The sequence below is a fragment of the Klebsiella sp. NPDC088457 genome (genome assembly GCF_044900465.1).
GTDB lineage: Bacteria > Pseudomonadota > Gammaproteobacteria > Enterobacterales > Enterobacteriaceae > Klebsiella.
This window is the reverse complement of sequence record NZ_JBJDNH010000044.1, coordinates 1-20,946: the sequence shown is the minus strand read 5'-3', so window position 1 is coordinate 20,946 and position 20,946 is coordinate 1. Positions and strand designations below refer to the sequence as shown.

Annotated in this window: 21 protein-coding genes and 1 other RNA gene; 15 read left to right on the top strand and 7 right to left on the bottom strand. The window is 55.9% G+C overall.

Annotation, left to right across the window (positions count from 1 at the left end):
- Positions 1 to 66: 66 nt before the first annotated feature.
- From ACI2JR_RS22615 to ACI2JR_RS22605, 3 genes are all read left to right on the top strand, one after another.
- Entirely contained in the window at positions 67 to 459 is a 393-nt protein-coding gene (locus tag ACI2JR_RS22615) for a DoxX family protein (protein WP_004867955.1), read from the top strand.
- 77 nt (positions 460 to 536) lie between these two features.
- The gene (locus ACI2JR_RS22610; RefSeq protein ID WP_132729593.1) at positions 537 to 1,523 is read left to right on the top strand and encodes a glutathione S-transferase family protein; all 987 of its coding nucleotides are present in this window, start codon (positions 537 to 539) and stop codon (positions 1,521 to 1,523) included.
- Positions 1,524 to 1,649: 126 nt separating this feature from the next.
- Entirely contained in the window at positions 1,650 to 2,015 is a 366-nt protein-coding gene (locus ACI2JR_RS22605) for a DUF805 domain-containing protein (RefSeq protein ID WP_462479528.1), read from the top strand.
- A 41-nt stretch (positions 2,016 to 2,056) separates the two neighbouring features.
- On the opposite strand, the gene yhaJ is transcribed toward ACI2JR_RS22605, so the two are convergent.
- The gene (yhaJ, locus tag ACI2JR_RS22600; protein ID WP_132729591.1) at positions 2,057 to 2,953 is read right to left on the bottom strand and encodes a DNA-binding transcriptional regulator YhaJ; all 897 of its coding nucleotides are present in this window, start codon (positions 2,951 to 2,953) and stop codon (positions 2,057 to 2,059) included.
- A gap of 104 nt (positions 2,954 to 3,057) precedes the next feature.
- On the opposite strand from yhaJ, the gene ACI2JR_RS22595 reads away from it, so the two are divergent.
- Both ACI2JR_RS22595 and ACI2JR_RS22590 read left to right on the top strand, forming a co-directional pair.
- The gene (locus ACI2JR_RS22595; RefSeq protein ID WP_462479527.1) at positions 3,058 to 3,759 is read left to right on the top strand and encodes a pirin family protein; all 702 of its coding nucleotides are present in this window, start codon (positions 3,058 to 3,060) and stop codon (positions 3,757 to 3,759) included.
- Positions 3,760 to 3,783: 24 nt separating this feature from the next.
- Positions 3,784 to 3,951 (top strand): hypothetical protein, encoded by a 168-nt coding sequence (locus ACI2JR_RS22590; RefSeq protein WP_165905716.1) that lies wholly within the window; start codon positions 3,784 to 3,786, stop codon positions 3,949 to 3,951.
- A gap of 190 nt (positions 3,952 to 4,141) precedes the next feature.
- Here ACI2JR_RS22590 and rnpB read toward each other — a convergent pair.
- The 4 genes from rnpB to garL form a co-directional block, all read right to left on the bottom strand.
- Positions 4,142 to 4,520, bottom strand: an RNA gene (gene rnpB, locus ACI2JR_RS22585) — RNase P RNA component class A.
- Positions 4,521 to 4,552: 32 nt separating this feature from the next.
- Complete coding sequence (garK, locus tag ACI2JR_RS22580; protein ID WP_462479526.1) at positions 4,553 to 5,698, bottom strand: glycerate 2-kinase; 1,146 nt, start codon at positions 5,696 to 5,698, stop codon at positions 4,553 to 4,555.
- A 65-nt stretch (positions 5,699 to 5,763) separates the two neighbouring features.
- Positions 5,764 to 6,654 (bottom strand): 2-hydroxy-3-oxopropionate reductase, encoded by an 891-nt coding sequence (gene garR / locus ACI2JR_RS22575; protein ID WP_462479525.1) that lies wholly within the window; start codon positions 6,652 to 6,654, stop codon positions 5,764 to 5,766.
- A 28-nt stretch (positions 6,655 to 6,682) separates the two neighbouring features.
- Positions 6,683 to 7,453, bottom strand: a complete 771-nt coding sequence (garL, locus tag ACI2JR_RS22570) for a 2-dehydro-3-deoxyglucarate aldolase (protein WP_132729587.1) — start codon at positions 7,451 to 7,453, stop codon at positions 6,683 to 6,685.
- Between the two features lie 532 nt (positions 7,454 to 7,985).
- Here garL and garD point away from each other — a divergent pair.
- Complete coding sequence (gene garD, locus ACI2JR_RS22565) at positions 7,986 to 9,557, top strand: galactarate dehydratase (protein WP_462479524.1); 1,572 nt, start codon at positions 7,986 to 7,988, stop codon at positions 9,555 to 9,557.
- 69 nt (positions 9,558 to 9,626) lie between these two features.
- Here garD and ACI2JR_RS22560 read toward each other — a convergent pair whose 3' ends face one another.
- Entirely contained in the window at positions 9,627 to 10,436 is an 810-nt protein-coding gene (locus tag ACI2JR_RS22560; protein WP_462479523.1) for a DeoR family transcriptional regulator, read from the bottom strand.
- Between the two features lie 250 nt (positions 10,437 to 10,686).
- Between ACI2JR_RS22560 and kbaZ the strand changes: the two genes are divergently transcribed.
- The 9 genes from kbaZ (at position 10,687) to ACI2JR_RS22515 (ending at position 20,031) form a co-directional block, all read left to right on the top strand.
- Positions 10,687 to 11,982, top strand: coding sequence for a tagatose-bisphosphate aldolase subunit KbaZ (kbaZ, locus tag ACI2JR_RS22555; RefSeq protein WP_462479522.1), 1,296 nt, complete (start codon positions 10,687 to 10,689; stop codon positions 11,980 to 11,982).
- 19 nt (positions 11,983 to 12,001) lie between these two features.
- Positions 12,002 to 12,475 carry a PTS N-acetylgalactosamine transporter subunit IIB gene (agaV, locus tag ACI2JR_RS22550; protein ID WP_132729584.1) on the top strand — a complete coding sequence of 158 codons (474 nt, stop codon included), beginning with the start codon at positions 12,002 to 12,004 and terminating at the stop codon, positions 12,473 to 12,475.
- Between the two features lie 10 nt (positions 12,476 to 12,485).
- The gene (gene agaW, locus ACI2JR_RS22545; protein ID WP_462479521.1) at positions 12,486 to 13,265 is read left to right on the top strand and encodes a PTS N-acetylgalactosamine transporter subunit IIC; all 780 of its coding nucleotides are present in this window, start codon (positions 12,486 to 12,488) and stop codon (positions 13,263 to 13,265) included.
- Positions 13,255 to 14,133 (top strand): PTS N-acetylgalactosamine transporter subunit IID, encoded by an 879-nt coding sequence (agaE, locus tag ACI2JR_RS22540; RefSeq protein WP_462479520.1) that lies wholly within the window; start codon positions 13,255 to 13,257, stop codon positions 14,131 to 14,133. The genes agaW and agaE overlap by 11 nt, the downstream gene beginning before the upstream one ends.
- Positions 14,134 to 14,150: 17 nt before the next feature.
- A complete protein-coding gene (agaF, locus tag ACI2JR_RS22535) occupies positions 14,151 to 14,585 on the top strand; it encodes a PTS galactosamine/N-acetylgalactosamine transporter subunit IIA (protein ID WP_462479519.1) in 435 nt (144 codons plus the stop codon).
- A complete protein-coding gene (gene nagA, locus ACI2JR_RS22530; protein ID WP_462479518.1) occupies positions 14,582 to 15,715 on the top strand; it encodes an N-acetylglucosamine-6-phosphate deacetylase in 1,134 nt (377 codons plus the stop codon). The genes agaF and nagA overlap by 4 nt, the downstream gene beginning before the upstream one ends.
- A 300-nt stretch (positions 15,716 to 16,015) precedes the next feature.
- Entirely contained in the window at positions 16,016 to 17,170 is a 1,155-nt protein-coding gene (locus ACI2JR_RS22525) for an SIS domain-containing protein (RefSeq protein WP_132729579.1), read from the top strand.
- Between the two features lie 12 nt (positions 17,171 to 17,182).
- Positions 17,183 to 18,052, top strand: coding sequence for a tagatose-bisphosphate aldolase subunit KbaY (gene kbaY / locus ACI2JR_RS22520; RefSeq protein ID WP_462479517.1), 870 nt, complete (start codon positions 17,183 to 17,185; stop codon positions 18,050 to 18,052).
- A gap of 89 nt (positions 18,053 to 18,141) precedes the next feature.
- Complete coding sequence (locus ACI2JR_RS22515) at positions 18,142 to 20,031, top strand: enterotoxin (protein ID WP_462479516.1); 1,890 nt, start codon at positions 18,142 to 18,144, stop codon at positions 20,029 to 20,031.
- Between the two features lie 32 nt (positions 20,032 to 20,063).
- Here ACI2JR_RS22515 and rsmI read toward each other — a convergent pair whose 3' ends face one another.
- Entirely contained in the window at positions 20,064 to 20,924 is an 861-nt protein-coding gene (gene rsmI / locus ACI2JR_RS22510; protein WP_462479534.1) for a 16S rRNA (cytidine(1402)-2'-O)-methyltransferase, read from the bottom strand.
- Positions 20,925 to 20,946 lie beyond the last annotated feature (22 nt).

Sequence of the window (20,946 nt, the reverse complement as noted above, 5' to 3'; positions counted from 1 at the left end):
CGCGTAACTACGCAGGATTGCACCAAAAAATGAAACCGCCGCCCTTTGGGTTCTCTGGAGTAAGAAATGAAAAAATTAGAAGATGTTGGTGTACTGGTCGCACGCATTCTGATGCCAATCCTGTTTATCACTGCAGGTTGGGGCAAAATCACCGGTTATGCGGGTACTCAACAATATATGGAAGCCATGGGCGTACCGGGTGCATTACTGCCGCTTACCATTCTGCTGGAGTTCGGCGGCGGTCTGGCTATCCTGTTCGGTTTCCTGACGCGTACCACCGCGCTGTTCACCGCCGGCTTCACCCTGCTGACCGCGTTCCTGTTCCACAGCAACTTTGCTGAAGGCGTGAACTCGCTGATGTTTATGAAAAACCTGACCATCGCAGGCGGCTTCCTGCTGCTGGCTATCACCGGCCCGGGCGCATTCAGCATCGACCGCGTGCTGAATAAAAAGTGGTAAGCACACTATACTGAGTGAAGTGTAAAGCGAGGAGAAATCTCCTCGCTTTTGCTATCTAAAGTCTGAAGGAGGAAAGAATGGGACAACTAATCGACGGCGTCTGGCACGATACCTGGTATGACACCAAATCCACCGGAGGACGTTTCAAGCGTTCCGCTTCGGCCTTCCGTAACTGGCTGACCGCCGATGGCGCGCCTGGTCTCAGCGGTGAAGGCGGCTTTGCCGCAGAGAAAGACCGCTACCATCTGTACGTTTCCCTCGCCTGCCCGTGGGCGCATCGCACGCTTATCCTGCGTAAGCTGAAAGGGCTGGATCCCTTTATTTCCGTGTCGGTCGTTCATCCGCTGATGCTGGAAAACGGCTGGACCTTCGACGACGATTTCCCCGAGGCGACCGGGGATACGCTGTATCAACACGAATTCCTCTATCAGCTCTACCTGCACGCCGATCCACACTATACCGGGCGGGTTACGGTGCCGGTATTATGGGATAAAAAGCAGCACACCATCGTCAGCAACGAATCGGCTGAAATCATCCGCATGTTCAATACCGCCTTCGATGGGCTGGGGGCGACGGCCGGGGATTACTACCCGCCAGCGCTGCGCGAGAAAATTGACGAACTGAACGGCTGGATCTACGACAACGTCAATAACGGCGTCTATAAAGCCGGGTTCGCCACCAGCCAGCAGGCTTATGATGAAGCCGTTGCTGCGGTATTCGCCTCGCTGGAACGCCTGGAGCAGATTCTTGCCCGACAGCGCTACCTGACGGGTAGCCAGCTGACCGAAGCAGATATTCGCCTGTGGACCACCCTTGTGCGTTTCGACCCGGTCTACGTGACCCACTTTAAATGCGACAAACGGCGCATCAGCGATTATCCCAATCTGTACGGTTTCCTGCGCGATATCTACCAGATACCGGGTATTGCGGAGACGGTGAGTTTTGCTCATATCCGCAATCACTACTATCGCAGCCATAAAACCATTAACCCCACCGGGATTATCTCTATCGGCCCGCAGCAGGATCTCAGCGAGCCACACGGTCGGGATCTTCTTTTCCGCTAAGCGATCGGGCGCCCCCTGCGGCGCCTGATATTTCAGTTCCTGAATATTTACCCGTCTTTCATTCACGTCTATTCTTATTACGATCGCTTTAAAAACAAGTGATTGACCGTTAATTGAGGCGTAAAAATGGACTGGTATTTAAACGTACTAAAAAACTATATTGGATTTGGCGGCCGCGCACGCCGGAAAGAGTACTGGATGTTTATTCTGGTCAACCTCATCCTGACCGGCGTACTCAGCATCATCGACAGGATGCTGGGCTGGCAACGCGCAGGCGGTGAAGGCATCCTGACGACGATTTATGGCGTGCTGGTGTTTTTACCGTGGTGGGCGGTGCAGTTTCGTCGTTTGCACGATACGGATCGCTCGGCGTGGTGGCTGTTGCTGCTGCTGATCCCGGTGATTGGCTGGCTGGTGATCCTGATCTTCAATTGCCAGAATGGAACGCCCGGAAGCAACCGCTTCGGCGCGGATCCAAAAACCGTCTCCTGATGCAGGATGCGCTCCTCCCGCGGAAGGAGCGCATCGCGGATTTACTTCCCGGCGAACAGCTTCGGAATCTCGCGCAGACACCAGGACTTCGCTTCGCCCATGCTATCGCGGCGCCAGGCCATGATGATGTCGATCTCATTGGTGTATTCCGGGCTGACCACCCGTAAGCGCCCTTCCGCAATATCCTTTTCCACCAGCGGATAGGGCATGGTCGCAACCCCCAGCCCCGCCAGCAGCGCCTGGCGCTTATCCTCAATCGTACTGACCGTTAACCGCGGCTGTTTATCGAGCAGCTGTACCGTCAGCACCGGACGTTCGCGGGCGGTATCCGCCACCGCCACGCCGCGATATTTTACTCGCGTCACTTCAGACAGCGGTTCCGGCTCCTGATGAATAGGATGATCCGGCGCGGCGACATACACGTTCAGCACCGAATAGAGCTTGCGGGAGTTAATTTCTGACGATGAACGAAAATGCATATCCGGCGCGACGACAATATCCGCCCGCCCCTGCTCCAGCCGCTCCCACGCCCCGGCCAGCACTTCGGTAATAACCGACAGCTGGGTATTCGATTTGGTCGCCAGTTTTTCAATCAGCGGGAAAAAATCCTGGGTTGGCACCAGCGCCTCTGTCACGATGGTCAGATGCGTTTCCCAGCCGCGCGAGAGCGCTTCGGCATCGGTCGTAAGCTTATCGGCCGCTTCCAGCAGCACGCGTCCGCGCTCGAGCAGCATCCGTCCAACGTTGGTGAATTTTGTCCGATGACCTGAGCGGTCAAACAGCACCACATCCAGCTCCTCTTCCAGCTTTTGCATGGTGTAGCTGAGGGCTGAAGGTACCCGTCCGAGCTCGTCGGCCGCAGCAGCAAAGCTCCCACGCCGGTCGATAGCGTCCATTACGCGTAACGCTTCCAGCGTTAATGCTCTCTCTTTAGCCATAGCAGTCTCATTCAGGAAATTTGAACATACCAGGCAGAATATCTGGCTAACAATACAGCGTCCATACCTTTACCATTGATTTAGTGTAAAGAGAGGTCAAGAAAATGATTACTACCCGAACAGCCAAACAATGCGGACAAGCAGATTTCGGCTGGCTGCAGGCCCGCTACACCTTTTCCTTTGGACACTACTTTGACCCGAAACTGTTAGGCTACGCGTCTTTACGCGTGCTCAACCAGGAAGTTCTGGCACCAGGCGCGTCGTTTCAACCGCGTACCTACCCGAAAGTCGATATTCTGAACCTGATTCTGGAAGGGGAAGCGGAGTATCGCGACAGTGACGGCAATCATGTGCAGGCAAAGGCCGGTGAAGCGCTGCTGATAGCCACTCAGCCAGGGGTGAGTTACAGCGAGCACAACCTGAGTAAAGAGGGGTCGTTGACCCGGATGCAGCTATGGCTGGATGCCTGCCCGCAGCGGGAAAATCCGCTGGTGCAGAAGATGACGATCGCCGGCGTCCCGCAACAGCTGCTCGCCTCACCGGACGGAGTACAGAACAGTTTGCAGCTGCGTCAGCAGGTCTGGATCCACCACCTCGATCTCGCCAAAGGCGAGCGGATCGATGTACGGCTTCACGGGCCGCGCGCCTATCTGCAATCCATCCACGGGACGGTGCATGCCGTCGCCCATGAGGAAGAAAAACAGGCGCTGACCTGCGGCGATGGCGCGTTTATTCGTGACGAAGCTAACATTACCCTCGTCGCCGATACGCCATTGCGCGCTTTGCTGATAGATTTACCGGTGTAATAACGGGAGTCATGGAGTTTGTCAGTGAGTAAGCATAAGAAGAAAGTCACGAAAGCCGTACCGTCGCCGCAACCTCTGTTACCAGAGCCGTCAAACGTGCTCAGCTTCGGCTACGAAGAGATGCTCAGCGAGCTGGAAGCCATTGTCGCAGAAGCCGAAACGCGGATTCAGGACGAAGAAAACGCCGCCTGAACGACCACCTTCCGCAATAGCAAAACCCCCATACAGCTCGCACTGTATGGGGGTTTCCGCAATAGTTGAAGCTGACCGTTAAGCCGGGTTCTGTCGTGGACAGTCATTCATCCACTTCCATGCTGTCTGTCTCACGAAGCGGCAAAGCAAAACCCCCATACAGCTCGCACTGTATGGGGGTTTCCGCAATAGTTGAAGCTGACCGTTAAGCCGGGTTCTGTCGTGGACAGTCATTCATCTAGGCCAGCAATCGCTCACTGGCTCAAGCAGCCTACCCGGGTTCAGTACGGGCCGTACCTTGTGAACCCCTATTTGGCCTTGCTCCGGGTGGAGTTTACCGTGCCGCGAACTGTTACCAGACGCGCGGTGCGCTCTTACCGCACCCTTTCACCCTTACCTGATCCCGCTTGCGCGGGCCATCGGCGGTTTGCTCTCTGTTGCACTGGTCGTAGGCTTGCGCCTCCCAGGCGTTACCTGGCACCCTGCCCTATGGAGCCCGGACTTTCCTCCCCTCCGCCCGTCTCCCCCGAAGAGGACGACGACGAAGCGGCGACTGCCTGGTCAGCTTCGGCGCGAAGTATAAAAGGTTTGCCGCCGGTTGTCATCCTTCCATCGCAATCCCGACCTGCAAAGTGGCGGCAATATTGCGTGAGGCGCGGTAGATATTGTCCGACGCGCCGCAAAACGCCTCCTCCAGAGTCGTCACGCTGCTCAGCACGCTGAACACCGCATCAATACCATATTGATGAACCACGTCCACATCGCGAGTCAGGCTACCGGCAATCCCAATCACCGGCTTATGAAACTTTTTCGCCACGCTCGCCACGCCAACCGGCACTTTACCGTTGATGCTCTGGCTATCCAGCCGACCTTCTCCGGTCACCACCAGAGAGCAGTCGAGGATATGCTCTTCCAGATTCAGCGCCTGGGTCACAATTTCAATCCCGCTGCGTAATTCAGCATTAAGAAACGCCATCAGTGCCGCCCCCATGCCGCCAGCTGCCCCTGCCCCCGCCACCTGTTTGACATCCACGCGCAGGGTACGTTTAATGACGTCCGCGTAATGTTCAAGGTTGCGATCCAGCTCGAAAATCATTGCCTCCGTCGCCCCTTTTTGTGGGCCGAAAATACGCGAAGCCCCCACGGCTCCGGTCAACGGATTGGTGACGTCACAGGCCACGCGGATCGTACACTCACGCAGCCGAACATCCAGCCCGGAGAGATCGATGCTATTCAGGCTGGCCAGGCTGCCGCCGCCGTAACCGATATCTACGCCGTTCGCATCCTGGAGCCGCGCGCCTAATGCCTGCACCATGCCGGCTCCGCCATCGTTGGTGGCGCTGCCGCCGATACCAATAATGATGTTTTTCGCACCATGATCCAGCGCCTGGAGAATCAGCTCGCCGGTACCGCGCGAGGTTGTCAGCAGCGGGTTACGCTGCGCGAGGGGAACCAGGCCCAGCCCGCTCGCCGCCGCCATCTCAATAAATGCGGTGTGGCCATCGCCGGACATGCCCCAGCTGGCGTGCACCTTCTCCCCCAGCGGCCCGGTCACCAGAGCGCGATATTCACAACCCTGCGTGGCCGCAATCATCGCCTCAACGGTGCCTTCGCCGCCGTCGGCGACCGGAACAGAAACATATTCCGCATTGGGGAAAATTTCCCGAAATCCTTTTTCTATCGCCTGAGCTACCTCGACGGCAGAAAGGCTTTCTTTATAAGAGTCTGGGGCGATTACGATTTTCATAATTATGTAGCCTGACAGTGCCGCGCAAGGCAAGAAGTACAGGGCGCGTTACCGCGCCCTTCTTGTTAGCGAGTGACTTCCACTTTCGCCAGTTTTTCGTAGTAGCACGCCAGCGCGCTATGGTCGGCGGTGCCCAGACCATCGGCACGCAGGGCCTGCATCATCTCCATTACCGCAGCCGTCAACGGCAGCTGAGCCCCAACGCCGTGGGAAGTATCCAGCGCATTCGCCAGGTCTTTAATGTGCAGGTCGATACGGAATCCCGGCTTAAAGTTGCGATCCATCACCATCGGTGCTTTGGCATCCAGCACGGTGCTTCCCGCCAGACCGCCGCGAATCGCCTGATACACCAGCTCCGGGTTAACGCCGGCTTTCGTTGCCAGCGTCAGCGCTTCCGACATGGCGGCAATATTCAGCGCGACGATCACCTGGTTAGCCAGCTTGGTGACGTTGCCGGCACCAACTTCACCGGTGTGCACCACCGAGCCGGCCATGCTCTTCATCAGGTCATAGTATTTGTCGAAAATAGCCTTATCGCCGCCGACCATCACAGACAGAGTGCCGTCGATCGCTTTAGGCTCGCCGCCGCTGACCGGGGCGTCCAGCATATCCACGCCTTTCGCTTTTAGCGCGTCGCTGATTTCACGGCTGGCCAGCGGTGCGATAGAACTCATATCAATCAGCACGGCACCCGGTCTGGCGCCTTCAATAATGCCGTTTTCACCCAACGCCACCTCTTTCACATGCGGGGAGTTGGGCAGCATGGTGATGATCACGTCGCACTGCTCGGCAACCGCCTTCGCCGTTAACGCCGTTTCCGCACCGGCCGCAATCACTTCAGCAACGGCTTCAGGATTACGGTCGGAGACCACCAGCGAGTAACCGGCTTTGATCAAGTTTTTACTCATGGGTTTGCCCATGATGCCAAGGCCAATAAAACCAACTTTCATCGTCATAACGTTCTCTCTCTTTCAACCCTGGAGGTTATTTTTTAAAAGCATCCGCCAGTTTCTGCGTGGCGGAGCGGAAAACGCCCAAATCGCTACCGACGGCAACAAAGGTCGCGCCCCATTCAAGATAGCGACGTGCATCCGCGTCTACCGGTGCAAGGATGCCGCTCGGTTTACCGTGGAGTTTCGCCCGCGCAAAAATATGCTTAATCGCCTGCTGGACCTCAGGATGGGAAGCATTTCCCAGGTGCCCTAACGCCGCGGCTAAATCGCTGGGGCCGACGAAGATGCCGTCGATGCCGTCAGTCGCCGCAATAGCATCGACGTTATCCACGCCCTGCTGGCTTTCAATCTGCACGAGGATGGTGATGTTTTTGTTCGATTGGGCAAAATAATCCGCCACGGTGCCAAACATATTCGCGCGGTGCGACACGGAAACGCCGCGGATGCCTTCCGGCGGATAACGGGTGGAAGCAACGGCGTTAACCGCCTCTTCTTCGGTCTCAACAAAGGGGATCAGGAAGTTGTAAAAACCGATATCCAGCAGACGCTTAATGATCACCGGTTCGTTGGTTGGCACGCGTACCACCGGCGCGCTGGAGCAGCCTTTCAGCGCCATCAGCTGTGGAATAAACGTCGAAATATCGTTTGGCGCATGTTCGCCATCCAGCACCAGCCAGTCGAAACCCGCCAGACCTAATACTTCGGTGCTAATCGGACTGGCCAGCGCCGACCAGCAGCCAATCTGTACCTGGTGTGCCGCCAGCGCGGCCTTAAATTTGTTCGGGAAGATGTCGTTATTCATCGCTTCAACCTTTCACTTAACCGTTAATTATTTAGCTATCTTTATACGTTGATCCGCCACCCAGCAAATATGAGTAATATTCACGTTCGGCTACCGTGCGTTTTTCTGCAAACGCATCCGGTATCTTTTATTTATTCCAGGCGTGCAAAAAGGTATTTTTATTATTTTTCGGCAGATATTCCTTATGCTGACCTCGAATAGTCATGCTTTAATAACGCATCAGACATCATGAAATCGTCATTCAGTATAAACAGCCGCCATCGGCTGTGCATTGTGCAAAAGCACAATTAATTAATTAAATTCAAATATTAATTAAAGCAACTGCCTACTACGCTGGGCGCTGATGCACATATTTACGCTTTAGTCCCGGCCGCTCGCTGTCCATCACAATAATGAGTGATATTGATCACACTCTGAATCTCCGACTCCTGACATGCTTATTCCATAACATCTAACAGGTATTTGTATAATTAGATTCAACCTACCTGAATTACCATATTATTATCACCACCTTGCTGGAGCTTGCTGGACAATGGTCGATATTGAAATGAGACAAAAATCGCCTGCGGCATTTTATATAAAGGTGCACGATAGCGATAATGTGGCCATTATTGTCAATGATAATGGTCTGAAAGCCGGGAGTCGCTTCCCGGACGGACTGGAGCTGATTGAACATATTCCTCAGGGTCATAAAGTCGCCCTGGTGGATATTCCCGCGCACGCTGAAATCGTGCGCTATGGCGAAGTCATTGGCTATGCCGTTCGCGATATCGCGCGCGGCAGCTGGATTGACGAGTCAACGGTTGAACTTCCCAGCTCGCCGCCGCTTAACACCCTGCCGCTGGCGACGAAAGTCCCTGAGCCTCTCCCGGCCCTCAACGGCTATACCTTTGAAGGGTATCGTAACGCGGACGGCAGCGTCGGCACTAAAAACCTGCTCGGCATCACCACCAGCGTGCATTGCGTGGCGGGAGTGGTGGATTACGTGGTGAAAATCATCGAGCGCGATCTGCTGCCAAAGTACCCGAATGTCGATGGCGTGGTCGGCCTTAACCATCTGTATGGCTGCGGCGTGGCGATCAACGCCCCGGCCGCCGTGGTGCCGATCCGCACTATCCACAATCTGTCGCTGAACCCGAATTTCGGCGGCGAAGTCATGGTGGTCGGCCTCGGCTGTGAAAAGCTTCAGCCGGAACGCCTGCTGCAGGGCACGGAGGATGTCGAGCCTATTGCCGTCGACGGCGCCAGCATTGTGCGTCTGCAGGATGAGCGGCACGTCGGCTTCCAGTCGATGATCGACGATATTCTGCAGGTGGCGGAACGCCATCTGGCAAAACTCAATGCCCGCCAGCGTGAAACCTGCCCGGCTTCCGAGCTGGTTGTCGGTATGCAATGCGGCGGCAGCGATGCCTTTTCCGGCGTAACCGCTAACCCGGCGGTTGGCTATGCCTCCGATCTGTTAGTCCGCTGCGGCGCGACGGTGATGTTTTCCGAGGTCACAGAAGTACGCGACGCCATCCATCTGCTCACCCCGCGGGCGGTGGACGAAGAGGTAGGCAGGCGCCTGCTCGAAGAGATGGCGTGGTATGACAATTATCTTGATATGGGTCAGACCGATCGCAGCGCCAACCCCTCGCCGGGCAATAAAAAGGGCGGCCTGGCCAACGTGGTTGAAAAAGCGCTTGGCTCAATCGCCAAATCGGGCAACAGCGCGATCGTCGAGGTGCTCTCCCCGGGCCAGCGCCCCACCAAACGCGGGCTGATCTTCGCCGCCACGCCGGCCAGCGATTTTGTCTGCGGGACCCAGCAGGTCGCCTCGGGGATTACGGTCCAGGTCTTTACCACCGGGCGCGGGACGCCATATGGTCTGGTGGCGGTCCCGGTCATTAAGATGGCGACCCGAACCGAGCTGGCGAACCGTTGGTATGACTTAATGGACATCAACGCCGGGACCATTGCGACGGGGGAAGAGACCATCGAAGAGGTCGGCCTGAAGCTGTTTGAGTTTATCCTTGACGTCGCCAGCGGCCGCAAAAAAACCTTTTCAGATAGATGGGGGCTGCATAACCAGCTGGCGGTATTTAACCCGGCGCCGGTAACCTGATTTTCCTTAGGCGAGGCGATGCCGGAAATTGCCCCCTCTCCTGTATGGAGAGGGGCCGAAAAAGGATCTTTACCCTTTAACCAGCCGCACATCAATGCCACTCCTGCGCAACCCTTCGAGGCTTTCGGTCGGGATCCCTTCATCAACGATAATCATATCGATCCTCTGGGTATCGATGATCTTGTGCAGGCTCGAACGATTAAATTTGGTTGAATCGGTAACGACAATGATCCGTTCCGCCACTTCGCACATCCGACGGTTCAGACGCGCTTCATCTTCGTTATGGGTACTCACGCCGCGATCAAGATCGATCGCATCGACGCCGAGAAAAAGCATATCAAAGTGGTAATTCTGTAAAGATTGTTCCGCCTGATCGCCATAGAACGACTGCGACTGACGGCGCAGATGGCCCCCGGTCATCAGCAGCTCCACCCCTTCGGCATCCAGTAACGCATTCGCCACATTCATCCCGTTGGTCATCGCGATGACATCGCTATGCTGGCGTAGCATACGGGCAATTTCAAAGGTCGTTGTGCCGGAGTCGAGAATAATGCGATGTCCCGGCTGAATCAGCTCTACCGCCGCTTGCGCGATGCTGCGCTTCACTGCGGTATTGAGCGCGCTTTTATCTTCCACTGAAGGCTCAGGGGCGGGCAGTGTACCGTCACAGATCAACGCGCCGCCATAAGCGCGAACGGCGATCCCCTGTTTTTCAAGGAAAGCCAGATCGTTGCGAATAGTCACCGTAGAGACGCCATATAACAGCGCCAGATCGTTCACCTGTACGCTTCCCAACTGCCGCAACCGCTGGATAATTTGCTCACGCCTCTCGCTGGTGCCGCTGATGCGCTTATCTGCAGAAGAGTCGGTATCGCTCATAAGAATTCCTTTTGTTGAATCTTTCGTTTCATTTCGTTTGGCCTATTAACACCTTTCTTTTAGCGGAATGCAAGCCCCAGGGCGCATGACAGAGGCCGCGCTGCCACCGCTGAAACCTTTCATTATGTTTCTTTTGTGAAACAGATCGGAAAACTATTATCTTTCGTTTTATTTTTACATCACCATGATGCAGTATTAAATGAAACAAAACGAAAGATTAATATCATTACCATCCGAAATGGAGAGGAAAGTGAAACATCTTACTGAAATGGTGGAACAGCATAAACAAGGGAATACAAACGGAATTTATGCCGTCTGTTCCGCGCATCCACTGGTACTTGAAGCCGCCATTCGCTACGCCCGGGCGCAGCGGACGCCGTTGCTGATTGAAGCCACCTCCAACCAGGTGGATCAGTTCGGCGGCTACACCGGCATGACGCCGGCCGATTTTCGCGGTTTTGTCTGCCAGCTCGCCGATGCGCTCGATTTTCCACAGTCGCAGCTGATCCTCGGGGGAGATCATCTCGGCCCCAACCGCTGGCAAAACCTGCCCGCCTCTCAGGCGATGACGCATGCCGATGCATTAATCAAAAGCTATGTCGCAGCTGGCTTTAAGAAGATCCACCTCGATTGCAGCATGTCCTGCAAAGACGATCCGCTGCCGTTAAGCGACGGGATCGTCGCGGAACGCGCCGCACGACTGGCAAAGATCGCCGAAGAGACCTGCCGTGAGCACTTTGGCGAATCCGATCTGGTGTATGTTATCGGCACCGAAGTCCCCATCCCCGGCGGCGCCCATGAAACGCTCACCGAACTGCAGGTCACCACTCCTGATGCAGCGCGCGCCACGCTGGAGGCGCATCGTCATGCCTTTGAAAAACAGGGTCTGACCGACATCTGGCCGCGCATTATCGGCCTGGTGGTACAGCCTGGCGTCGAATTCGATCACGCCCATATTATCGACTACCAACCACAGCAAACCGCCGCGCTCAGCGCCATGGTTGAAGCTTATGACACGCTGGTATTTGAAGCCCACTCTACCGACTACCAGACGCCGCAGGCGCTGCGTAAACTGGTGGAACATCACTTCGCCATTCTCAAAGTCGGCCCGGCGCTCACCTTCGCGCTGCGCGAAGCGCTGTTCTCGCTGGCGGCAATAGAGGAAGAACTGCTGCCCGCAAAAGCGTGTTCCGGCCTGCGCCACGTGCTGGAAAACGTGATGCTCGATCGTCCGGAGTACTGGCAAAATCACTATCACGGCGATGGCAACGCGCGGCGTCTGGCACGCGGCTACAGCTACTCTGACCGCGTTCGCTACTACTGGCCAGACAGCCAAATCGATGAGGCCTTTGCCCGGTTGGTGCGTAACCTGGCGAACTTGCCTATTCCGCTGCCGCTCATCAGCCAGTATATGCCCTTGCAGTACATTAAAGTTCGCGAGGGCGATCTCAAGGCGGCGCCGCGGGAACTTATCATCGACCACATTCAGGACATACTTCAGCAGTACCACGCCGCCAGTAAAGGCGTTACGTCCCAAAACGCATAACAACAAAGAGGAAAACGCGATGCCCAATATTGTCTTAAGCCGTATCGATGAACGTTTGATCCACGGTCAGGTAGGGGTCCAGTGGGTCGGATTTGCGGGGGCGAACCTGGTGCTGGTCGCCAATGATGAGGTGGCAGAAGATTCGGTGCAGCAAAACCTGATGGAGATGGTGCTGGCAGAAGGGATCGCCGTACGCTTCTGGTCGCTGCAAAAAACGATCGACACTATCCACCGCGCCGCGGATCGGCAAAAAATTCTACTGGTCTGTAAAACGCCCGCGGACTTTCTCAGGCTGGTCGAAGGCGGCGTCCCGGTCACGCGCATCAACGTAGGAAATATGCACTATGCCAATGGCAAACAACACATTGCCAAAACGGTTTCTGTAGACGCTAACGATATTGCTGCGTTTAACGGCCTGAAAGCCGCCGGGGTGGAATGTTTCGTCCAGGGCGTTCCGACAGAACCCGCTTTGGATCTCTTTAAACTACTCTGAGGGATTCATAATGGAAATCAGTCTGTTACAGGCCTTTGCATTAGGTATTCTTGCCTTTATCGCCGGTCTGGATATGTTCAACGGGTTAACCCATATGCATCGCCCGGTGGTCCTTGGCCCGCTGGTCGGGCTGATTCTGGGCGATCTGCATACCGGTATTTTAACCGGTGGCACGCTGGAGCTGGTCTGGATGGGGCTGGCCCCTCTGGCGGGCGCTCAGCCGCCAAATGTGATTATCGGCACCATCGTCGGCACCACCTTTGCCATTACCACCGGCGTGAAACCTGATGTCCCCGTCGGCGTCGCCGTCCCTTTCGCCGTCGCGGTACAAATGGGGATCACCTTCCTGTTCTCGGTGATGTCCGGCGTGATGTCCCGCTGCGATCGTATGGCGGCAAATGCTGATACCAACGGTATTGAGCGGGTTAACTATCTTGCCCTGCTGGCGTTAGGGATCTTCTATTTTCTCTGTGCCTTCCTGCCGATCTATTTCGGTGCGGAGCATGCGAAAACCGCCATTGATGTCCTACCGGAGCGCCTGATTGACGGCCTCGGCGTAGCGGGCGGCATCATGCCGGCAATCGGCTTTGCCGTCCTGCTGAAAATCATGATGAAAAACGTCTATATCCCCTATTTTATCATCGGGTTTGTCGCCGCAGCCTGGCTGAAGCTCCCGGTGCTGGCCATTGCCGCCGCGGCGTTGGCGATGGCGCTGATTGATCTGCTGCGTAAATCTCCAGAACCGGCTGCACCGACGGCCCAGAAAGAGGAATTCGAAGATGGCATCTAATCAAACCACTCTGCCAGGCGTCGCTACCCCCGAAGAGACGCTGCTTTCCGGCGTCAATGAAAACGTCTACGAAGACCAGACTCTCGGCGCAGAGCTGACGAAAAAAGATATTAACCGCGTCGCCTGGCGCTCCATGCTTTTGCAGGCCTCGTTCAACTACGAACGTATGCAGGCGTCCGGCTGGTTGTACGGTCTGCTGCCAGCGCTGAAAAAGATCCACACCAACAAGCGCGACCTGGCACGCGCCATGAAAGGTCATATGGGGTTCTTCAACACCCATCCGTTTCTGGTGACCTTTGTTATCGGCATTATCCTCGCTATGGAGCGGTCCAAGCAGGACGTCAACAGTATCCAGAGCACCAAAATTGCCGTCGGCGCGCCGCTTGCCGGGATTGGCGACGCCATGTTCTGGCTAACGCTGCTGCCGATTTGCGGCGGCATTGGCGCCAGCCTCGCGCTGCAAGGTTCGATCCTCGGCGCGGTGGTGTTTATCGTACTGTTTAACGTGGTACATCTCGGGCTGCGCTTCGGCCTCGCGCACTACGCTTATCGCATGGGCGTCGCGGCGATACCGCTGATTAAGGCCAATACCAGAAAAGTGGGGCACGCGGCGTCTATCGTCGGGATGACGGTGATTGGCGCGCTGGTGGCAACCTATGTGCGCCTCAACACCACGCTTGAGATCACCGCAGGCGATGCGGTAGTCAAATTGCAAACCGATGTTATCGATAAGCTGATGCCGGCGTTTCTGCCGCTGGTGTATACCCTGACAATGTTCTGGCTGGTACGCCGCGGCTGGAGCCCGCTACGTCTCATCGCGCTCACCGTCGTACTGGGCGTGGTGGGCAAATTCTGCCACTTCCTGTAAATACAAAGAGGTATTCGATGTTAGGCATTATTTTGACGGGTCACGGTGGTTTTGCCAGCGGTATGGCAATGGCGATGAAACAGATACTCGGTGAACAGTCACAGTTTATCGCCATCGACTTTCCGGAAACATCGACCACCGCGCTGCTCACCTCTCAGCTTGAGCAGGCGGTAAGCAAACTGGACGCTGAAGACGATATCGTTTTTCTCACCGACCTGCTGGGCGGGACGCCATTTCGCGTGGCCTCGACGCTGGCGATGAAAAAGCCAGGGCGTGAAGTCATCACCGGCACCAATCTGCAACTGCTGCTGGAAATGGTACTGGAACGCGAGGGTCTGAACAGCGAGACGTTTCGCCTGCAGGCGCTGGAGTGCGGGCATCGCGGGTTAACCAGTCTGGTCGATGAGCTGCCGCGCTGCCGTGAAGAAAAATCCGTTGAGGAAGGGATATGACGCATATTCTGCGTGCCAGGCGCGTGCTGACCGAAGAGGGCTGGCTTGCCGATCGTCAGCTTCGTATGGAAGCAGGCGTCATCGTCGCGATCGAACCGGTTCCCGCTGGCGTGACCGCGCGCGACGCCGAGCTGCTTTGTCCGGCTTACATTGATGTTCATGTCCATGGTGGCGCGGGGATCGATGTGATGGATGAAGCGCCGGATGCGCTCGACAGTCTGGCAATGTACAAAGCGCGCGAGGGGGTGGGAGCCTGGCTGCCCACCACCGTCACCGCGCCGTTGAAAAGCATCCATGGCGCGCTGGAAAGAATCGCCCGGCGCACGCTATCCGGCGGTCCCGGCGCGCTGGTGCTGGGCAGTTACCTGGAAGGGCCCTACTTTACCCCGCAGAATAAAGGCGCCCATCCGGCTGAACTGTTTCGTGAGCTGGATACCAACGAGCTGGATGCTTTAATTGCCCGCTCGCGACAAACATTGCGGGTGGTCGCGCTGGCGCCGGAAAAACCGGGTGCCATAGCGGCGATTCATCATCTTAAACGAAAGGGCGTGCGGGTCATGCTGGGCCATAGCGCAGCGACCTATGCGCAAACCTGCGCCGCATTCGATGCCGGAGCTGACGGGCTGGTGCATTGCTACAACGGGATGAGCGGGTTGCATCACCGGGAACCGGGCATGGTCGGCGCCGGATTCACTACGCCGCAGGCCTGGCTGGAGCTTATCGCCGACGGGCATCATGTCCATCCCGCCGCCATGCGTCTGTGTAGCTGCTGTGCCGGGCAACGCCTTGTTCTGATCACCGATGCGATGCAGGCAGCCGGTATGCCCGATGGCCGCTATTCGCTGTGCGGTGAAGAGGTGGCGATGCACGGCGGTATTGTCCGCACCGCCTCCGGTAGCCTGGCGGGCAGTACGCTGTCGCTTGATGCGGCCGTTCGCAACATGGCGGCACTGGCAGGAGTGGTGCCGGAAGATGCCATTCATATGGCATCGCTTCACCCTGCCCGCCTGCTGGGTATCGACGATCGGCTAGGATCGCTACGGACAGGAAAATGCGCGAACGTTATTGCGCTGGACGACAGGCTACAGCTTCAGCAGATCTGGATTCAGGGCCAGGCTCTCCCCCTTTAGCCCTTTCACTATGTATCATGTTGGCCTTCGGTCTCGCCCCGCAAGGCCTTTCTTTTCCTTTCTTAAATCACGTTAAACAACACGTCACCTCAAATAAAAAATATATAAATCAATAAAATAAATAAACCTGTCGCTCTTTGATCACAGTTTTCGTTTTATTTCTTGTTTCTTTGATTGAACTTTCGATTTCTTTCCTATAAATTTTATCTAACTGATTACGTGAAAAAGTGAAACGAAACGAAAGATAGCGACAATTTTGCCAGCGTCTGATGTGGAATTCACACGACTAAGGACTGAGTTATGCCTGAAACCTATACCGCTACCTCCGCCACGACCGGCACCTGGACAGAAGCAGAGATCCGTCAGCAGCCCGCCAGCTGGATCCGCTCGCTCAACAACATCGACAATATGCGTTCGGCGATCGATAACTTCCTCGCGCCATTGCTGTGCAAAAACGATCTACGCATTGTGCTGACGGGCGCAGGGACCTCCGCCTTTATCGGCGAGATCATCTCTCCCTGGCTGTCGCGCCAGACCGGGAAAAACATCTGCGCCGTGCCGACGACCGACCTGGTCACCAATCCTATGGACTACCTGAACGCCGCGCACCCGCTGCTGCTGGTCTCCTTTGCCCGCTCCGGCAATAGCCCGGAGAGCGTCGCCGCCGTTGAGCTGGCCAACCAGTTCGTACCGGAATGCTATCACCTGTCGATCACCTGTAATGAAGCCGGCAGCCTGTACCAAAACGCGATCAACAGCGATAACGCCTTTGCGCTATTGATGCCGGCAGAAACACATGACCGCGGCTTTGCAATGACCAGCAGTATTACCACCATGATGGCGAGCTGCCTGGCGGTGTTCGCGCCTGCTGCGATCAACAGCAAAACCTTCCGCGACGTGGCGGATCGCTGTCAGACGATCCTCACGTCGCTCGGGGATTTTAGCGATGGCGTATTTGGTCATGCGCCGTGGAAACGGATCGTCTATCTCGGCAGCGGCGGGTTACAAGGCGCGGCACGCGAATCGGCCCTGAAGGTGCTGGAGCTGACCGCCGGTAAGCTGGCGGCGTTTTATGACTCGCCAACCGGCTTTCGCCACGGGCCGAAATCCCTGGTGGATAGCGCGACGCTGGTCGTGGTGTTTGTCTCCAGCCACCCGTATACGCGCCAGTACGACCTCGATCTGCTGGCAGAACTGCGTCGCGACCAACAGGCAATGCGCGTGGTAGCGATTGCCGCCGAAACCGATGCCGTTGTCGAAGCCGGTCCGCACATCCTGCTCCCGTCTGCCCGCGCCTTTATCGATGTCGAGCAGGCTTTCTGCTTCCTGATGTATGCCCAGGTGTTCGCGCTCACGCAATCCATCGGCATGGGTAATACCCCGGATACCCCTTCCGCCAGCGGTACGGTCAACCGCGTGGTGCAAGGTGTTGTCATTCACCCCTGGAATGCTTAAGAGGATCGCATCATGAGCATCATTTCCACAAAATATCTTCTGCTGGATGCCCAGGCAAAAGGCTATGCGGTACCTGCATTTAACATTCATAACGCCGAGACGATCCAGGCGATCCTCGAGGTCTGCGGCGAAATGCGATCGCCGGTGATCCTCGCCGGTACCCCGGGTACCTTTAAACATATTGCGCTGGAGGAGATCTACGCTTTATGCAGCGCTTACTCCACCAGCTATGAGATGCCGCTGGCGCTGCATCTCGATCATCATGAATCGCTGACAGATATTATCCATAAAGTGAACGCCGGCGTTCGCAGTGCGATGATCGATGGCAGCCACTTCCCGTTTGCCGAGAATGTCAGCCTGGTGAAATCGGTCGTGGATTTTTGCCACGCGCGTGATTGCAGCGTAGAGGCTGAACTCGGTCGCCTGGGCGGGGTGGAAGATGATATGAGCGTTGATGCTGAAAGCGCTTTTCTGACCGACCCACAGGAGGCCAAACGCTTTGTCGAACTGACCGGCGTTGACAGCCTGGCGGTGGCTATCGGCACCGCGCACGGACTCTATACCAAAACGCCGAAAATTGATTTCCGCCGCCTGGCGGAGATCCGCGAAGTCGTCGATGTGCCCCTGGTGCTGCACGGCGCGAGCGATGTGCCTGACGACTACGTACGCCGTACAATCGAGCTCGGGGTATGCAAAGTCAACGTCGCCACCGAGCTGAAAATCGCTTTTGCCACAGCGGTCAAAAAATGGTTCGCCGACAACCCGCAGGGTAACGATCCCCGCTATTACATGCGCGTCGGCATGGACGCGATGCAAGAGGTGGTGCGAAGCAAAATCACCATTTGCGGCTCGGCAAACCGTCTGCTGCCCACTGAAGCCTGATCGCCATTTTACGCCCGCTCCACAGCGTTTTTCGCGGCAGGATAACGCTGACAACCGCTGATAAAACAAAAATAAAGGACCTCTGCCCCATGAACAAAGCGCTCAATATTTCGTTGCTCGCCCTCTTTATCTCTCATAGTGCCTTTGCGGCGGATTATGCACTGAATAACGACAATATGGCTTTCTCGTTCGATGATGCCAGCTCTGCTGTGGTGGTTAAAGATACGCGCTCCAGCCATCAGCTGTCGCCGCAGGAGCCGTTCTTTCTGACGCTGCCGGATGAGACCGTCATTCATACGGCCGACTTTAAAATCAAACAGGTCGAGAAAAAAGAGAATGCGCTGGTGGTGGAATATACCCATCCTGATTTCAACGTAACCATGACGCTGAGTCTGCTGAAGGGTAAGTACGCCAGTATTGATTACGCCATTGCCGCCGTCGGTAAAGCGCAGAAGGTCGCGAAAATCACCTTCTTCCCCACCCAAAAGCAGTCGCAGGCCCCCTACGTCGATGGCGCAATTAATAGCTCGCCGATTATTGCCGACGTCTTTTTCATGTTACCGGACAAACCCATCGTCAACACCTACGCCTATGAAGGCACCACGAACCTCAACGTCGAGCTCAAAACCCCCATTCAGCCGGAAACTCCGGTCAGCTACACCACCTGGTTCGGAACCGTGGCGGAAACCAGCCAGCTACGCCGCAGCGTAAACCAGTTTATCGATGCCGTGCGTCCACGCCCGTACAAACCGTACCTGCATTACAACAGCTGGATGGATATCGGCTTCTTTACCACCTACACCGAGCAGGACGTGCTGGGACGCATGGATGAATGGAATAAAGCGTTTATTACCGGCCGCGGCGTGCCTCTTGATGCCTTCCTGCTGGATGACGGCTGGGACGACCGTACCGGAAGGTGGCTATTTGGTCCGGCGTTCAGCCACGGTTTCGGTAAGGTCAAAGAGAAGGCAGATAGCCTGCATAGCTCGGTTGGTTTATGGCTCTCGCCATGGGGTGGTTACAATAAACCGCGCGATATCCGCGTTTCACATGCCAAAGAGTATGGCTTCGAAACGGTCGACGGAAAATTCGCCCTCTCCGGGCCAAATTATTTCAAAAACTTCAATGAACAAATCGCGAAGCTGATTAAGAATGAGCACATCACCTCCTTCAAACTGGACGGGATGGGTAACGCCAACTCGCATATCAAAGGCAGCCGGTTCGCCTCCGATTTTGATGCTTCCATCGCCCTGCTGCACAACATGCGCAGCGCCAATCCGAATCTGTTTATCAACCTGACGACCGGCACCGATGCCAGCCCGTCGTGGCTGTTCTATGCCGATTCTATCTGGCGCCAGGGCGATGATATCAACCTGTATGGCCCCGGCACGCCGGTACAGCAGTGGATGACCTACCGCGATGCGGAAACCTACCGTTCAATTGTAAGAAAGGGTCCGCTATTCCCACTTAATTCATTGATGTATCACGGGATTGTTAGTGCAGAGAATGCCTATTACGGTCTGGAAAAAGTGCAGACGGACGGTGATTTTGCCGATCAGGTATGGAGCTATTTCGCCACCGGAACCCAGCTACAGGAGCTCTACATCACGCCATCGATGTTGAACAACGCCAAATGGGACGTCCTGGCACAGGCGGCAAAATGGTCACGAGAAAATGCGCATGTGCTGGTGGATACCCACTGGGTCGGCGGTGACCCTACGGCGCTTGAGGTATATGGCTGGGCATCCTGGAACAAAGACAAGGCTATCCTGGGCCTACGTAACCCTTCTGATAAGCCACAAAGCTACTATCTGAATCTGACGAAGGACTTCGAAATCCCTCAGGGGGAAGCGACCCATTTCGCGATGAAAGCCGTCTATGGCCGTAACTCAACGGTACCGGAGAATTACAAAGACGCCGTAGTGATTACGCTGCAGCCGCTACAAACGCTGGTCTTTGAAGCAACGCCGATGAAATAAGTGACACGGCCCGGTTTCACCGGGCCACTCGCTTATCCCTGCTGCTCGAGCGCGTACTTGTACAGGGCATTTTTCTTCACCCCGTGAATTTCTGCGGCCAACGCGGCGGCTTTTTTCAGCGGCAGCTCCGCCTGCAGTAAAGCCAGCGTGCGTAACGCGTCTGCGGGAAGGGCTTCCTCCTGGGCTTTAAATCCCTCGACAATCAGCACCATCTCTCCTTTACGCCGGTTCTCGTCCTCTTTCACCCACGCCAGCAGTTCGCCTATCGGTGCGCCGTGAATAGATTCCCAGGTTTTGGTCAGCTCGCGCGCCAGCACCACGTAGCGGGATGCACCCAGCACCGTACTGATGTCTTCCAGGCTTTCCAGCAGACGGTGGGTTGATTCGTAAAAAATCAGCGTCCTCGGCTCTTCTTCCAGCGCCTTCAGCGTATCGCGGCGTCCTTTCGCTTTTGCCGGCAGGAACCCTTCATAGCAAAAACGATCGGAAGGCAACCCCGCCGCGCTCAGTGCCGCAATTGCCGCGCAAGGCCCTGGCAGCGGCACCACGCGAATATTCGCCTCACGACAGGCCCGCACCAGGTGATAGCCCGGATCGTTGATAAGCGGGGTACCGGCGTCAGAGACCAGAGCGATGCTTTGCCCCTCTTTTAATTTCGCCAGAAGTGTTTCGGCTTTTTGCTGTTCATTATGGTCATGCAGCGCAAATAAACGGGCGTTAATCGCAAAATGCTGGAGCAGCAAGCCGGTATGGCGGGTATCTTCCGCAGCAATCAAATCAACGGCTTGCAACACTTCCAGGGCGCGCTGCGTGATATCAGACAGATTTCCTATCGGAGTGGGCACAATATAGAGCTGCCCCTGAGAATTATCTGCTGATTCGTGTTGTTTCATTGTCTCGACCGTATTGCCGAAT